Origin of the sequence: Acinetobacter sp. YH12208 (assembly GCF_013418055.1) — a bacterium.
Classification (GTDB): domain Bacteria; phylum Pseudomonadota; class Gammaproteobacteria; order Pseudomonadales; family Moraxellaceae; genus Acinetobacter; species Acinetobacter pseudolwoffii.
Window position 1 is genome coordinate 107,945 of record NZ_VPCT01000007.1, and the last position, 16,169, is coordinate 124,113.

At 44.1% G+C, this 16,169-nt stretch carries 12 protein-coding genes; 5 read left to right on the forward strand and 7 right to left on the reverse strand.

Annotated elements, in window-relative coordinates:
* Positions 1 to 2: 2 nt before the first annotated feature.
* From FTU95_RS08870 to FTU95_RS08885, 4 genes are all read right to left on the reverse strand, one after another.
* Positions 3 to 566: a TetR/AcrR family transcriptional regulator gene (locus FTU95_RS08870; protein ID WP_005169748.1), complete on the reverse strand. Its 564-nt coding sequence runs from the start codon at positions 564 to 566 to the stop codon at positions 3 to 5.
* Between the two features lie 502 nt (positions 567 to 1,068).
* On the reverse strand, positions 1,069 to 1,590 hold the full coding sequence (locus FTU95_RS08875) for an acyl-CoA thioesterase (RefSeq protein ID WP_004280680.1): 522 nt from the start codon (positions 1,588 to 1,590) through the stop codon (positions 1,069 to 1,071).
* Between the two features lie 289 nt (positions 1,591 to 1,879).
* Positions 1,880 to 2,056: a hypothetical protein gene (locus FTU95_RS08880; protein WP_005169744.1), complete on the reverse strand. Its 177-nt coding sequence runs from the start codon at positions 2,054 to 2,056 to the stop codon at positions 1,880 to 1,882.
* Between the two features lie 345 nt (positions 2,057 to 2,401).
* The gene (locus FTU95_RS08885) at positions 2,402 to 3,406 is read right to left on the reverse strand and encodes a patatin-like phospholipase family protein (RefSeq protein WP_180078210.1); all 1,005 of its coding nucleotides are present in this window, start codon (positions 3,404 to 3,406) and stop codon (positions 2,402 to 2,404) included.
* Between the two features lie 124 nt (positions 3,407 to 3,530).
* Here FTU95_RS08885 and chrA point away from each other — a divergent pair, with 124 nt between their 5' ends.
* Positions 3,531 to 4,736 (forward strand): chromate efflux transporter, encoded by a 1,206-nt coding sequence (chrA, locus tag FTU95_RS08890; protein WP_180078212.1) that lies wholly within the window; start codon positions 3,531 to 3,533, stop codon positions 4,734 to 4,736.
* A gap of 54 nt (positions 4,737 to 4,790) precedes the next feature.
* On the opposite strand, the gene FTU95_RS08895 is transcribed toward chrA, so the two are convergent.
* Both FTU95_RS08895 and gltS read right to left on the reverse strand, forming a co-directional pair.
* Positions 4,791 to 6,266, reverse strand: coding sequence for a sodium:alanine symporter family protein (locus FTU95_RS08895; RefSeq protein WP_180078214.1), 1,476 nt, complete (start codon positions 6,264 to 6,266; stop codon positions 4,791 to 4,793).
* 45 nt (positions 6,267 to 6,311) lie between these two features.
* Positions 6,312 to 7,550, reverse strand: coding sequence for a sodium/glutamate symporter (gltS, locus tag FTU95_RS08900; RefSeq protein ID WP_180078218.1), 1,239 nt, complete (start codon positions 7,548 to 7,550; stop codon positions 6,312 to 6,314).
* A gap of 902 nt (positions 7,551 to 8,452) precedes the next feature.
* Between gltS and FTU95_RS08905 the strand changes: the two genes are divergently transcribed.
* Positions 8,453 to 9,160 (forward strand): nitroreductase, encoded by a 708-nt coding sequence (locus FTU95_RS08905; protein ID WP_004280692.1) that lies wholly within the window; start codon positions 8,453 to 8,455, stop codon positions 9,158 to 9,160.
* A 77-nt stretch (positions 9,161 to 9,237) separates the two neighbouring features.
* On the opposite strand, the gene FTU95_RS08910 is transcribed toward FTU95_RS08905, so the two are convergent.
* Complete coding sequence (locus FTU95_RS08910) at positions 9,238 to 10,455, reverse strand: multidrug effflux MFS transporter (protein WP_180078220.1); 1,218 nt, start codon at positions 10,453 to 10,455, stop codon at positions 9,238 to 9,240.
* A 138-nt stretch (positions 10,456 to 10,593) separates the two neighbouring features.
* On the opposite strand from FTU95_RS08910, the gene yccS reads away from it, so the two are divergent.
* The 3 genes from yccS to FTU95_RS08925 all read left to right on the forward strand — a co-directional run bounded on the left by yccS (position 10,594) and on the right by FTU95_RS08925 (position 16,164).
* Positions 10,594 to 12,768: a YccS family putative transporter gene (yccS, locus tag FTU95_RS08915; RefSeq protein WP_180078222.1), complete on the forward strand. Its 2,175-nt coding sequence runs from the start codon at positions 10,594 to 10,596 to the stop codon at positions 12,766 to 12,768.
* 85 nt (positions 12,769 to 12,853) lie between these two features.
* Complete coding sequence (locus FTU95_RS08920; RefSeq protein WP_005097830.1) at positions 12,854 to 13,414, forward strand: YcxB family protein; 561 nt, start codon at positions 12,854 to 12,856, stop codon at positions 13,412 to 13,414.
* Positions 13,415 to 13,584: 170 nt separating this feature from the next.
* Complete coding sequence (locus tag FTU95_RS08925) at positions 13,585 to 16,164, forward strand: sulfite reductase flavoprotein subunit alpha (RefSeq protein ID WP_180078224.1); 2,580 nt, start codon at positions 13,585 to 13,587, stop codon at positions 16,162 to 16,164.
* Positions 16,165 to 16,169: the final 5 nt, after the last annotated feature.

Below are 16,169 nucleotides of genomic sequence, written 5' to 3' on the forward strand. Positions count from 1 at the left end.
GCTCAGGCTTGAATTACAACAGGATGCAGCACTAACCCAACCAGCGCCCGGATGTAATTTTCATCCGGCATACGATTGAAAAAAATAATCTGGTAATGGATCGGGCCGTACAAACTGTCCAGCATTAAATCAAAAGGATAATCCGCGCGAATCTCGCCACGCTCAATCGCTTGCTGAATCAGTTGATGAGTCTGCTGTCGACGCGGCAATAAATATTGCTGAAAGAATTCACCGGCCAGCTCACGATGATTGGCGATTACCACCAGTAAAGCCCGACCAATCGGATGGTTGAGCGCCTGAGACAACAAGCTTAGCTGTCGAATCAGATTACTTTTCAGGTCATTTGCAGGATCAGGCTCAAAGACTGAGACCGTATGCTGTTTGAAGGTATCTAGCACCAGCTCCGATTTATGCTTCCACCAGCGATAAATCGTAGATTTTCCCACCCCAGCTCGTGCTGCAACAGCCTCAATAGTCAGTTGATGATACTCTCCCTCTGCCAATGCATCGGCAACCGCCTGCAAGATACATTGCTGTCGTCGTGAGCTTTTTTCGTCATGATTCATAAAGTCTACTTATCTTCAAACACAATCGATACGATACGATACGTATCGTTTTATATTAGAGCAAAAAACGATAAAGCTCCAGACATAAACTGAAATTAAGGCAAAAAAGACTCTCTTATAAAGTAATGCTGATCAGTTAAAGAATTTAAAAATAGACGCTTTAACTGCTTAGTCGTTCATGATGGAGTCTGAAGGTTTTAAATCAAATATTTTCAATATCATTTGTTACTTTGGTTTCATTCAAATGAGCAGCGGAACTTCGCAAGGAAGGCATCTTGCAGTCATATTCCTCACCGCAAAACTCGTCAGCCACCCTCGACTCGTCAATTTGTCATGGAGACCATCATTTTTTTAATCTTGCGGTGCAATACACCTCATGCCTCAAACAGTTGCGGATGACTTTTCCACCTATCACATATAATCCTCAATTTAAAAAAGAAAATGCCAGTCAATTGGTTAACTGACTGGCATTAGTCTTATGAAGATGTTTTTAAATCACCGCTTAACTCTGTGCAGTCTTTTTATAAATACTGCATGAAGGATGATGATTCTCTTGCAAACGCGCGACTTTACGCTGTTCGGCTGCTTCAAAACGGCAACGTTTCCAGTCATTGTCCAGGTTCAAAGCCGGAATCTGTTTCGGTTTGCCATTTTCATCTACGGCCACCATAGTGAAATAACAGCTATTGGTATGGCGTACCGTTCTTTTTTGAATATTCTGCGCTTCTACACGAATCCCGATTTCCATCGAGGTGCGACCAACATGGTTGACACTGGCCAAGAAAGTTACCAGCTCACCCACATGAATTGGTTCCTTAAAGTTTACCTTGTCTACCGATAAGGTCACGACATAACTGCCCGAATAGCGACTCGCACATGCATACGCCACCTGATCCAGTAATTTCAGAATAGTTCCACCATGAACATTTCCTGAAAAATTTGCCATATCTGGCGTCATGAGAACTGACATCGTTAACTCTGACTGGTCATCTGACACTGCTGCAATTTGATCTAAAGGGGCCATCGTTTTCTTTGAACTCTTTGAATGACAAGGTTATCGCTTATTATTATAGCGTTTTTAACATGAATAAAATGTTCAATTCGGCAAATGAAGCATCATAATTATTGATATAGAAACTGCACTCATACAGAAAAAAATATATTTAACAGATCTCAAGGCTCAGCAAGAAGCTAAGTTCCAAACAAATAAACACTTATTGATCCAAAGCATCTGCTTACCCAGCTCAAGTTTTTTTCGGGCCGCTCTCATTTTGCAAAAAATAATTCAAGATGTTGGATAAATCATTACTGATTTAGCGCATGAGTGGTTTTAACATTTCCTGGGCGACATTTTCATAGCTGAGAATTTGCTGACCATCCAGTGTGGTAGTGACCGTGAAAGAACCATCTTGATGTGCAGCTGTCACTGTAAAAATATAGTGTTCAAATTGCGCCAACTTGACCTGATGTCCAATTTTAATCTGATTCATTGTCGTTACATCTATTCATTAATCTTTCAAAGCACATTCTGTCATGAACAATATTTAAATATTTGATCAACTTAAGTATAGGAATAATAATATTAAAATTTCGACTTAGAAAAGCAACACTTATTTCCAAAAAAATATAATTTATAATTCAACAACTTATAGTCAAAATAAAGTTTATCTCTCCTGAAAATTCTGGCCAATTCATATGCAGAAACAATGATTTAATCTTTTATAACGATCAGCCAGTGTTAAGATCAGAATCTGGAAAGCATAGGGATGCAATAGCTTTGCCTACCTGGTTCGATCTCATAAAAAATGAACAAAAAAATTTAACCGCAATATGCTTTAGGGCTGCTGCTGTTCCTGAGCCACAAAGAGCGGAATATGATGGCCGCGAGCATAATTATATTTTTGATAAGCGAGAGAAATATCCATCAGTTTTAACTGTGCAGCATCAATGCCGGCCTGCATGGTTAATTCTCTGCCACGTACATCAAAGATATGTCCTTTTTCCCGTAAATCGGGCTGGATCACCACATCGGCATGCTTTAATTCTTCTTGTGCCAAGTGTTGCTGCATAATATTAATATTCTGGTTAAACAGTCCCCAGACATTACTGGTTTCCGTATGAATAGGCTGTGCCAGAATATCAACCGCAATCACAATATCTGCTCCCAGCTCACGTGCCACATTCACCGGTACCGGGCTGACCAGCCCGCCATCGACATATTCTTTTTCTTCAATTATTGTTGGAATAAACATACTCGGAATCGACACTGAAGCACGTACTGCCTGTCCAGTATTGCCATAATTAAAAACGACTTTCTTGCCTTCTTTTAGTGCTGTGGCCACCACAAACATCGGGATTTTCATGGCTTCTAGTGGAGTTTGATCGACTTGTAAATTGACATAGTCTTCTACTTTTTTGCCATCAAAAAAACCTTTTCGATCCAGTTTGATATCGCGTACATCGGTTGCTCGCATGCTCAAGGCAATATTGCGCAGCTCAATCGCCGGTTTACCACTGGCATAAATAGATCCGACGATGCTGCCCGCACTGGTTCCAACAATAAAATCCGGACGAATACCGGCCTGTTCCAGTACTTCGAGCGCACCGATATGTGCATAGCCACGCGCACCACCACTGCCTAAAACGAGAGCAATGACCGGACGCTGTTCAGTTTGCTTGATCTTTTCAAAATCAATTTGATTCGGACGTGCCTGAGCTTCTCCGCGTTGTGCAGCAGGTTGCAAATGACTGGTTGCCGCTTGGGCTGTCATTGGAGTCGTTTGGCAAGCACTTAGGCCAAATGTACCCAGTATCACCATACTCAACACATATTTCTGCATGCAGAGAATGTCCTCATTAATCTAAAGCAGCATAGTGTATAAACACATGCATAAATAGTCTGTAGAATTTCGTAAAACTGTCATACAGTTCAGCTACTTTATCTTCATTTTTCCCCATAACTGTATGCCTTCAATCTCACTGTATCGGATTTTCCTGATTTTCCTGCAACTGGGCTGCATTTCATTTGGTGGTCCGGCGGCGCATCTGGTGTTTTTTCACCGAAAATTTGTGACCCAGCTGCAATGGCTGAATGACACACAGTACAGTCAGCTGGTCGCTTTGGCGCAACTTTTACCCGGGCCGAGCAGCAGCCAGGTGGGCCTGTCGATCGGTTATCTGCAACGGGGCTATACTGGTGCCGTGATCGCATGGCTGGGTTTTACCCTGCCCTCGGTTATTCTGATGACCTTGGTGGCGCTCTTGGGTCAAAGCTATTTTCATATTTTAAACTCAAACAGCTTTCATACCATCCAGTTAATTGTATTTTCTGTAATCGCCTGGGCTTTCTGGCAAATGCTGAGAAGCTTCTGTAAAACCGCCTGGCAATACGCTGTCTTAATCCTCTCGGTGGTATTACTGATGGTGGTTTCAGTAAGTTTTAATCAAATTCTGGTGATTATGCTGGGCGCAGTCTGTGGACTTTTGGCGGGACATTTTTATCAATCAGATTCGAAACCCAAAGAAATTAACAAAACGGCAATCAGCTCGCCGTATATTCGATCTGCCGCTGCACCCTATTGGTTACTGGCATTTATCTTGCCGTTTATTCTACTCCCCTTAGCAGGGAAATTATGGGGTGAATCAGACCTGCAATTTTTTTCCAATTTCTATCAGACTGGCTCGCTGGTGTTTGGTGGCGGTCATGTGATTTTACCTTTGCTGCATCAGGACTTTGTCACAACCGGTTTAGTGAGTGCACAATCTTTTGATCTTGGCTATGCATTTGCCCAGCTCATGCCGGGACCTTTATTCAGTTTTGCCAGTTATATTGGTGCTTTGCTGCCTTGGTCGCCTTATGTCTGGCTAAATGCAATTTTAGCGACCTGTGCAATCTTCTTACCTTCATTTTTTCTGATCTTTGCAACCTTGCCCTACTGGTCATGGTTGATGCAACAGCGCTATATCCATCAGGCGGTAATGGGCATCAATGCTGCAGTGGTGGGTCTGTTACTGTATTTATTGCTGGATCTGTCACAACATTATTTTAACAGTATCTCCGACCTGCTGTTCGTTGCGGTAATGATTGCTTTACTCCGTTCAAAATTACCAGTCTGGTTCAGCCTGATTCTGGGTTTTATCCTTTATCAAAGTTATTTGAATTTCTTTTAAAATACTCCAGTCATAAAAAAGCCCTGAATGATCAGGGCTTTTTGCTTTTCAGGGTTACCAGATATCAGATTTGACCTTGTCTTTAAACTTAGGATGATTATCCAGTTTAAACTCAGGTTCTTTCACGCCACGCTTCAACTGACCGGTATAGTCTTTGAGTAGCATGAGCAGGAATGGCATCAGCAACAGGATCGCAATCAAGTTGATACTTGCCATCACACCCATGAACAGATCCGCCATATTCCAGATCAATGGCACGCTGGCGATGGAACCGAAATACACCATCACCAATACAAATAAACGGAAAATCAACATAACCCGGCTATTGTTATTGATGAACTGGACGTTTCCTTCGGCATAGGCATAGTTACCAATAATCGAAGAATAGGCAAACAGGAACAGAATCAAAGCCAGGAAGTCATCACCCCAGGCACCAATCTGGCTTTCGAGTGCCATCTGGGTCAAGGTCACGCCTTCAAAGCCTGCATTTTCATACAGACCCGAAACCAGAATAATAATCGCGGTACATGAACACACCACAAAGGTATCTACAAATACTCCGAGCATCTGTACCAGACCCTGGTTGACTGGATGTTTGACATCCGAGGCTGCAGCAGCATTCGGTGCCGAACCCATCCCTGCCTCGTTAGAGAACAGACCACGCTTGATCCCCATCATCATGGCCATAGACACCATGGCACCAAAGAAACCACCCGCGGCAGCTTCAAACTCAAAGGCTTTACTGAAAATCAGCTGAAAAATGGAGGGCAAGACATCGTAGTTGATCACCGCAATATATAAAGCCACCGCCAGATACAGTAGCGCCATAAAGGGCACTACCTTTTCTGCCACTTTGGCGATACGTTTAATACCGCCAAAAATGATTGTAGCTGTAATCAATACTAAGACTAGCCCGATCCAGGAAACTTCAAAATCCAATCCGCCTAAAGGCAAAATGATATTGGCCTGATCCCAGCCCCATGCATGTGACGTTGCACCAGTAATGGCATTGGCCTGAACCGCATTAAACACAAAGCCATAGGTCGTGATCAATGCAATTGCAAAGACAATCCCGAGCCATTTCTGTTTTAGACCCTGAGTAATGTAATAGGCAGGGCCGCCACGGAATTGCTGGTTTTTATGATCGCGCACCTTAAACAATTGTGCCAATGAGGATTCCACCAAAGCAGAGCTCATACCCAGAAATGCAGTAACCCACATCCAGAACACCGCGCCCGGTCCGCCAATCGCAATGGCAATCGCCACACCGGCGACATTGCCCACCCCAACCCGGCTTGCCAGTCCGGTGACAAAAGCCTGGAACGGAGTAATCCCGTGCGTATCCTGAACCTTGCCACGGCTATTTTTCATGACTTTCATGCTGTGCCAGAACAAACGAATTTGTACTGCACCCGTCATGATCGTATAGAAAATACCGACTGCGACCAGAAACACTACCAGAAAGTCCCATAAAGGGCCATTCAGGGCATTAATCCAGCCGAGTAAGGTTTCATTTAACTGATCATTCATGTCACATCCTTATGAGCCTATGACTCATCGTATCAGGCATAAAAATTATGCAAAAAACTTCAAAATCATCTGAATAACAGTAGCATTGATTAAGTCAACGAAGAACGCCCCACATAATGGAACGATCAGGAAGGCCTTATGCGACGCACCATACATATTGGTAATCGCCTGCATATTGGCAACCGCTGTTGGCGTTGCTCCCATACCAAAACCACAGTGACCTGCTGCAAGTACCGCAGCATCATAGTTTTTACCCATCAAACGGAAAGTGACAAATGCCGCATATAAACCCATCGTAATGGTCTGCGCACCCAGAATCACCATCAGCGGGCCTGCAAGGTCAGCCAATTGCCACAATTTCAATGACAATAGAGCCATTGCCAAATACAGCGACAATGACGCATTACCAAACACATCAATGGCACGATCAAAGATCTGGACTTTGAAAATACCTTCCAGTACATTACGCAGAATGACACCACCCGCCAATGCCCAGACAAATGTTGGCAGTTCAAACGCAGTACCTTTACTGAAACCCGTCATAAACTCTGCAAAAGCCAAACAACCTGCGAACAGGCCCAAGGTCGTGATTGCATTATCAGCGGTAATTAAACGCACCTGATGCGGATATTCAAACGGTACATATTCGTTGGTCGTGCTATCCATTGGTGTATTGTCACGCTTTTCGATCTGCTGATCGGTACGTGCAGTAGCCAGGTTATGACGATTGATCAGTAATTTGGCCAAAGGTCCACCAATGATCCCGCCGATGATCAGACCGAAAGTCGCACTGGCCATACCCAGTGCCAAAGCACCCTGAATGCCATGTTCAACTTCAAAAATCTCCCCCCATGCACCCGCAGTACCATGACCGCCGGTTAAGGTAACTGAACCTGCAATCAGGCCAATCAGTGGATCAATACCAAGCAGTGTTGCCAGACTCATACCGACTGCATTTTGCAAAACAATAAAAATCGATATAGCAAACAGGAAAATTACCAGACCGACACCGCCTTCACGCAACTTGGAAAAGTTGGCACTCAGACCGATCGAGGCAAAGAAGATCAGCATAAAACTGGTTTGTAGCTCTGAACTGGTGGTGATGCTGTATCCCCACAGTGAATGCACCAGTAATGAGATAATCGCAGCAACCAAACCGCCTGCAACCGGCTCAGGAATATTGTAGCGCTTTAAAAAATCGATTTTATTAACCAGGAATCGGCCGAGTAACAAAACAATGACTGCGGCAATCAAGGTATAAAATGCGTTAAAAGTAAAATCCATAATTTTTTGCCCAAGATGATTTTGAATTTTTTATTTTTCTAAAAGTTATGGAGTGCGCTAGATTTCTAGCTCGCTCATTAGATGTTCATCTGGAAATATCCTGATTTGATCTATCACCTTTAGAAAAACAAACCGATTTATCATCTCTTTCAAACTTATGAATATCATCATCACGATCATATTCAACAAATGAGAGATTTATAAAAGCAACACCTTTTCTATTCCGATACTCAGTCTGTTGTAAAATTGCAGACAATTTTCAAACAGATGCGCATGCTGGTAAAAAAACTGTGTTTTAAGCTCAAAAAAAACATTCAGTGCTTGATGAGTGCTTTCAACCTAAAGACTTCATTCAAGCCATCTGGAATCGCGTTATTTAAAACAGATCTTAATCACGAAATGCATGAATTAAGATGAAAAGTCGTACATTATGCTGTTTCTTCGTATCAGGTTTTATTTCTTTTTATTAGCAATAGTTAATTTACCTATAAAAAATAATTATAAATTCTCATTTTTATATGAAGATTAATCTATATTTTAATTCAAAAAAAATATTAATCTTTTACTCGACACAAAATGAAACAGGGATCTTGAAATTAAATTATCTTGATTTTCAGTCAAAATAAACCAGTTCTCTGTGTGAAATTGTTATTGTTGAATGGTTCAAGCACTTGGGTTTTAAGCCATTTTTTAAATCAAAGACCAACTTTATGACTAAATCCATTGCTATCACTTAGGCGATTTATGCTCAGCTAAAAGAATGCGAAATTTCATTATTCAAGTCATTTTGCTGATAAATTGTTTTTTCAGCTGGCGAAGAATTAAATTTTCCTATCCCCCGTTCTGTTTGTTTAGTTTATAGTCATTGCAAACTCAATAAGGATATTCGACTGGACCCCATAATGGATCAAAATCTTGTTCATGCTGTAGATCACACCATCACTTCTCGCCATTCAGTGCGTGCTTTTTTAAATACCCCCGTTAGTACAGACACCTTAAAAGAGATTCTGGCGGTGGCCAGCCGCGCACCTTCAGGAACCAATACCCAACCCTGGAAAGTGTATGTGGTAACAGGTAAAAAGCGTGATGAACTCGTGCAGCAGGTTTGTCAGGCACAAATGCAAATCTATGCAAATCCGGAATTGTCGCAGCAGTATCAGGAAACTTTTGCCTATTATCCTGAACAATGGATCTCGCCATTTATTGAACGTCGTCGTGAAAATGGCTGGGGTTTATATGGCTTGCTGAATATTCAGAAAGGCGAAAAGGAAAAAATGGCGCGTCAGCAGCTGCGTAATTTTGAATTATTTGATGCGCCTGTCGGCCTGTTCTTTACCGTCCATCGTTCTTTGGCGATTGGTTCCAAAATGGATGTTTCGATGATGATCCAGAATGTCATGCTGGCAGCAAAAGCCCGCGGTCTGGACACCTGTCCGCAGGCTGCCTGGAATCATTTTCATCCGATCGTGCTTGATCTGGTCGGCGCACCTGATGATGAAGAGCTGGTCTGCGGTATGGCACTGGGTTATGCCGACCCAGAGCAGATTATTAACAGCTTTATTACCCCGCGTGTTCCCGTAGAGGAATTTGCCGTATTTATCGATGAGTGATGCAAGCAGGGCTAAGCCAACTTGCTTAGCCCTCTGCTCAATCCAGCATTTTTAATATATTAGAGAACGCCCAGCATCTATGCATTTTTCAAGATTGGCATCTTGATTTTAAAAATCGCCCAAGCGGAAATACCTACAAAAACCAGCATGATCAATGCCATATTTAATAAGGCATGCCAGATCAGAAAATTCAGTAATACACCGCCCAATAAGCCACAGACAAATTGCATACTGCCCATAATCGCACTGGCGGTTCCCGCCCGCTCGCCCTGTTCAGCCATTGCCAGAGCCATGGCATTCGGACCAGTAAACCCGATAGATGCCACCACAATAAACATGCCTAACAACACCCAGAACACAGAATCGACGTCCAGACAGCCCAGCAAGATTAACCCTAATACACCGGTAAACTGCAGACAGGTGCCGATTTTCAAGCGCTGTAATATCGAGAATCGCCCAGCCAGACGTTTATTCAAGGTCGAAAACAGCATGATCCCGAAGGCATTGGCACCAAAGGCATAAGCAAACTGCTGCTCAGTCAGCTGATAACGATCCATCAGAATGGTAGAAGAAGCACTGATATAACAGAACATCACTGCACCGGAAAAACAGCCAGCATAGAGCGGGCGTCGAAAGCTTGGATCCTGAAAAATAGTACGGTACAAACTTAATACCTGCTGGAAGTTCAGCTTGAGACGACGTTCTGGCTCCAGGGTTTCTTTAAATAGAAAATGTACACAGGCCAGACTCAACAGACCGCAGCCCATCAGCACCAAGAAGATCACATTCCATTCATAAAACATCAATACCCAGGCCCCCAGACTCGGAGCGATGATTGGTGCAATCGCAGTCACAATCATCATGCTGGAAAAGGCCTGAGCTGCTGAATGCATATCCAGGCGATCACGAATTGCAGCACGTGCCATGACCACCCCGACACAGCCACCTAAGGCTTGCAGAATCCGTGCAGCGATCAGACTCCATTCATCCTGCGCAAAGACACACAGCAAACTTGCCACAATGTATAAACACAGCCCAAAATACAGTGGCGGTTTACGCCCAATCCGGTCACTGATCGGACCATAAATCAGTTGCCCGATCGCCAGACCGAAGAAATAAGCCGGCAGGCTGTTAGAAACCATCTGGGTGCTGACACCAAAATCTGCTGCCATGGCCGGCAAGGCCGAAAGATACATATCAATGGATAAAGGCCCGAGTGCACTCAGTGTTGCCAGCAAAATAATCCAGGACATGGCATAAGGTTGTTGTACTATTTTATTCGATGTCATAAGCATGAAGATTTAAAGCGCTAATATGCAGACAAATTAACACAGTGCATAGTATGATTTAGCCTGAAATGAAGATTTATAAATATACTATTTTCATTAGCCTATTCAGATTCAGCTCTAAGACTGCAGTATAAAGGACGACCTTTGAAATCTTGGCTCACTCGTCTCAAGCAAACCACCTATAATACGACCTTGATGTATAACCTGCGCATGATGACGGCATTTGCAGGTACCGCCTTTGTTCCCTATTTTATGGGACAACAATTGATGACGATTCCACTGACTTTAGGCGTGGTCGCAGCCGGTTTAAGCGATATTGATGACCGCTTTTCGGTGCGGATTTTAAATCTGCTCTACACCTACATTGGCTTCTTTATTACGGCAGTGGGCGTATATCTGCTTTTTCCTTATCCCTTGCTGTTTGCCTTGGCCTTAATTGTGTCCTGTATTGCCCTGATTTTGCTGGGTTCACTAGGGCGACGATATGCCACGATTTCCTACGGCTGTCTGGTGATTTCCGTTTATTCCATGCTTGGGGTGGAGCTGTTTGATGAATGGTATAAACAGGCTGGTTTATTGGTCATCGGTGCGATGTGGTACGGCATTCTGTCGACGCTCAGCTTCCTGGTCTTCCCTGCCCGGTTGGCACAAGACAAGCTTGCCACCTCTTATGCTTCGCTTGGTGACTTTTTATATGCCAAGTCCAATCTGTTTGATGTGGACATGACCCCGACCAGTTATCAGCAGAGCATGATTGATCTTTCTCTTGAAAATGGCAAACTGATTGCCATTTTTAACGAAATGAAAACGGCGCTCTTGACCCGTCTAAAAGGCGACCGTGGGCAAAAAGATACCCGTCGCAGTCTGCAATATTATTTTGTGGCGCAGGATATTCATGAACGTGCCGATTCAGCCCATATTGATTATCAGAAACTGGCCAAGATTTTCCAGCACAGCGACATCCTGTTCCGCTTTCAGCGCATCATGTCGATTCAGGGCAAAGCCTGCAAGGACCTGAGTGAAAGTTTGCTGCTGCGCAAGCCTTATGTACATAACAAACGCTTCAAGCATGCTTTTGACAATCTTCGGCTGTCTCTGGAGAAATTACGTCAGGATCAGCATTATGATCAGGTCTGGATTAATGCTTTATTTTCACTATTTCAGAACCTGAAATCGATTGATGCCCAGTTACGTAACCTGGAAACCGAGCAAAGTATCAAAGCCGAGCGTTTTAAACATATTGAAAACCAGCTCAGAGATGATGACCTGAAAGGCTGGGACGACATCAAGGTTCGAATTAAACAGCATCTCACTCCAGAATCGGTGCTGTTCCGGCATGCCATCCGCCTGTCGATTGTGCTGCTGATCAGCTATATCTTTGTACAGGTCAGCAATATTGAATATGGTTACTGGATTTTATTAACTGCATTGTTTGTCAGCCAGCCAAACTTTAACGCCACCAAACGCCGTTTACGTCTGCGTATTGTCGGTACGTTGGTCGGTATTATTCTAGGTTATGCCATTTTGTATTTTGTGCCTTCCATCGAAGGACAATTATTGCTTCTGGTATTCAGCGGAATTCTGTTCTTTGAATTGCGCAGTAAACAGTATGCACAGGCCACCGCCTTTATCACGATTTTAGCCTTGATCAACTTCAATCTGGATGGTATGGGCTTTGCTGCGGCTATCCCGCGGATGATTGATACCCTGATTGGCTGTGCCATTGCCTGGTTCGGGGTCAGCTTTATTTTCCCGGACTGGAAGTTCCGACGTTTGCCGCGCAGTATCAAACGCAGCTTGCAGGCAGAAGCGGACTATTTAAGTGAAGTGATCGAGCAATATAAATCGGGGCGTAATAATGGCCTGAAATATCGGATTGTGCGCCGTGCTGCCCACAATACCGATGCCGAGGTGGCTTCACTCATTTCGACCCTGGCCACTGAACCGGATATTGATCCTGTGCAAAAATCGCTGGCCTTTGAGTTCCTGTGTCTGAACCATACCTTTATCAGTTATATCGCAGCGCTGGGCGCACACCGGGAAAAAATTGAGGATCAGGACATCCTGAATTTACTGGATCAATCGTTGGAGAATATTCGTGGTGCCTTACTGCGAGATGAAATGCCCGATTTAAGCGCACAAAATCTGATTGTCAGTATTCGACAGCGCCTGTCTCATGATCAGGAACAGGATCAGAAATCTCTGATCATTTTGCAGCAGCTGTCTTTAATGTTCAGTATTTTAAATCAGTTAAGCCAGTTGAAACAAAGTTTGAGTCATGAGCGTGATGAACAGGCGACCGAACTCGGTTCATTATAATTTGGATGATTTTGGAACAATATACTCACTGAATTGGTACAATTAGTGCTAAACTTTTTACAGTTTTAAATCTGCTAGTTTCACTATGACCGCGAAAAATTTATACGCTTATACCTTACAGCCTGTGAACTATGAAATTTCCGAAGCCGAGCAGCGTCATGCTCAGCTGGTGATCTGGCGTAGTACCAATAAAATAGGCATGAAAGCCTGGCTGATCATGGGTGCTGTTGTTGCACTTTCTATTCTGGGCCTTCTGCTTCTTAAGAACTATTCAACCGTGTTCTGCTGGGTGGCGATTGCCTGTGTGGTGTTGTATTACCTGATCCGTACCTTTGGTCTGGAATGGTATGTTAAACGCAAGATGAACGAATTTCCGGTACAGGAAATCAAAGGTGTTCGTCTGGGTGTTCAACCGCACGGCATCATAATGCGCCAGAAAATGGGCCTGCAAGAAGGTGTGGGTGCGATCAGCTGGAAAGACATTTATGAATGGTACAACACACCAGAATTCATGTTGGTCAATTTTAAAGTAAAAGGCCAGCAAGGTGCTTATATCCTGCCTAAACGTCTGGACAGCAAAAACTTTTCTTTCAATACGATCCGTAAGCATCTAGAAGCAGAAGTTGGCGCAGCCAAACAAATCTAAACCGTACCCGTTTCAACAAAAAACCTCCTGCCCCGGCATGGAGGTTTTTTTTCATCATAAAAAGATAAATGATAATGAGAATAAATATTATCCTCAACATCTATAATTCAGTATTAAAGTTCAGTTATAATTTGCCCACTTTTATCAATCTCACCCTTGATCTGACGCCCATGTTTAAAAAGACATTTTTCCAAATCCACTGGTTTCTGGGGATTACAGCAGGTTTAATCCTATCTTTGATGGGGGTCACTGGCGCAATTTATTCATACGAACAACAAATCCTAAAATGGATAAATACCGACAGTTATACGGTTCAGGTTCAGCAAGGTGACAAGCTTACGCCGGCCCAGCTGTATCAGCATTTTCACAGGACTGTCCCTGAGATGAAGATTAACAGTATTAGCGTGGCACAAGATCCAAGTGCTTCAAGTACTGTAAATATTGCCAAAGAGGGAGCACGGCGTGGTCATAACATCCTGATCAATCCCTATACTGCCGAAGTTTTGCCTGAGATTAAGGGTCGAGAATTTTTCCAGTTTATTCAGCAACTGCATCGTAATTTAACGGTTGGCCCGGTCGGCAAACAGATTACCGGTGCTTGTACTTTAATGCTGATCTTTTTCGTCTTGTCCGGTCTTTACCTGCGCTGGCCAAAGCGTCATTCGATCAAGCAATGGTTCTTTGTAAAACCCAAGCTGAAAGGCCGTAATTTTATCTGGGATCTGCATGCTGTTGTGGGAACCTGGGTGGTGATTTTCTACCTGATTCTGGCTTGTACCGGCCTGTACTGGTCCTATGACTGGTGGCGTAGCGGGATGTTTAAAGTTCTCGGTGTTGAACGTCCACAGCCTACCATGCAAGCCAATGCGGGCAATAATCGTGGTGAAGGACGTCAAAGTGGCGAACGCGGCCCACGTGGTGAAGGACGCGAAGAAGGCATAAATCCAGAACAGATTGGCCGCGCGCTAGATTTGAGCTGGACTGGCTTTAATACTGAATTTTCAGATAAATATTCCACAGTAACCTTTAATCTTCCCAAAAAACCCGACGGCAGCATGCAGCTCAGCTTTGTCGATCCGGTTGCCCAGCATGAACGTGCGCGGAACAGTGCCACTTATAATTACCAGACAGCCGAATTCACAGAAGTTGAATTCTATGAAGATAAAAAGCTCAATGAAAAGATCATGAGCAGCATGTTACCGGTGCATCGTGGCAGCTTCTTCGGCCCGATCTACCAGTTCTTTGCCATGGTCGCAGCCTTGTTAATGCCATTATTCTTTGTGACAGGCTGGATGCTGTATCTGAAACGTCGTAAACAGAAGCGCTTAACGCTGGCAGCGCGTCAGGGTGTCACTCCAGTTGACTTAGATGAAAATGCCAAACCTTGGCTGATTGCTTATGCATCACAAACAGGTGTCTCAGAACAACTGGCTTGGCGTACAGCAACTGCCCTGCAGGAAGCGCGTCAGCCAGCAACAGTAAAAGCGGTACAACAACTGACGCTTGCCGATTTACAGCAAACCGAGCAGGTATTATTTGTTGCCAGTACTTATGGCACAGGTGAAGCACCTGATCTGGCCTCTTCTTTTGAGAAAAAAATCCTGTCCGGCAAAGCTGATCTGCGGCATTTAAATTATGCGGTGTTGGCGCTCGGTTCTCAAGAATATCCGGATAGCTATTGCAGTTTTGGTCACCGTATTGACCAGTGGTTGCAGCAAAATGGTGCCCAGCAGTTATTCACCACCATTGAAGTGGATAATGCCAATAATGAGCACATCCAGCAATGGAATACTGCACTGGCACAAGTAACTCGCCTTGAACTGCAAGCCATGGGTATCGATAAAACCTTTGATCAGTGGACACTGACTCAACGTGAAATCCTCAATCCAGGTAGTCTGGGTGCTCCTGCCTTTAATATCGAACTGATTCCTGAGCATGAAGCAATCTGGCAAGCAGGTGATATTGCCGAGATTCAGCCAGCTAACAGTCCGGAACGTATTCAGGCATTTATGCAACAACACAATATTGCTGCCGGCACACAAGTGCCTTCTATGCAGCAAAGCATTGAGCGCGCGCTTTGGGATCGTGATCTGACTCAGGCTGAACCTTTTGATTCACTGGATCAGCTCCTCAAGCAATTACCGGCTTTGGCATCACGTGAATACTCGATTGCCAGCATTCCAAGTCAGCAAGTCCTGCGTCTGGTGGTACGTCAGCAAGCTGATGCGAATGGAAATCTAGGTCTGGGTTCAGGCTGGTTAACCCAGCATGCCGCACTCAATGCACCGATTGCGCTACGCATTCGCAGCAACGAATCGTTCCACCTGATTGATGATAACCGTCCGATCATTTGTATTGGGAATGGTACCGGTATTGCTGGTTTAATGAGTCTGCTCAGCTCCCGTAACCGTCAGGAATACACCCAAAACTGGCTGATCTTCGGTGAACGTCAGCGTGAACATGATTTCTTCTTTGCAGAAACCATTCAGGCCTGGTTGCAAATGGGAACCCTGAAACGGCTGGATCTTGCGTTCTCTCGTGACCAGCAGGAAAAAGTCTATGTGCATCATAAATTACGGGAACAGGCTGAAGAGCTGAAAACCTGGGTTGCCCAAGGCGCAGTGATTTATGTCTGTGGTAGCATCAATGGCATGGCCAGTGATGTCGATCAGGCCCTGACCGAGATACTTGGTGAAACGCTGCTCGATCAATTACGTCTGGATGGCCGTTATCGCCGTGATGTATATTAAGATGA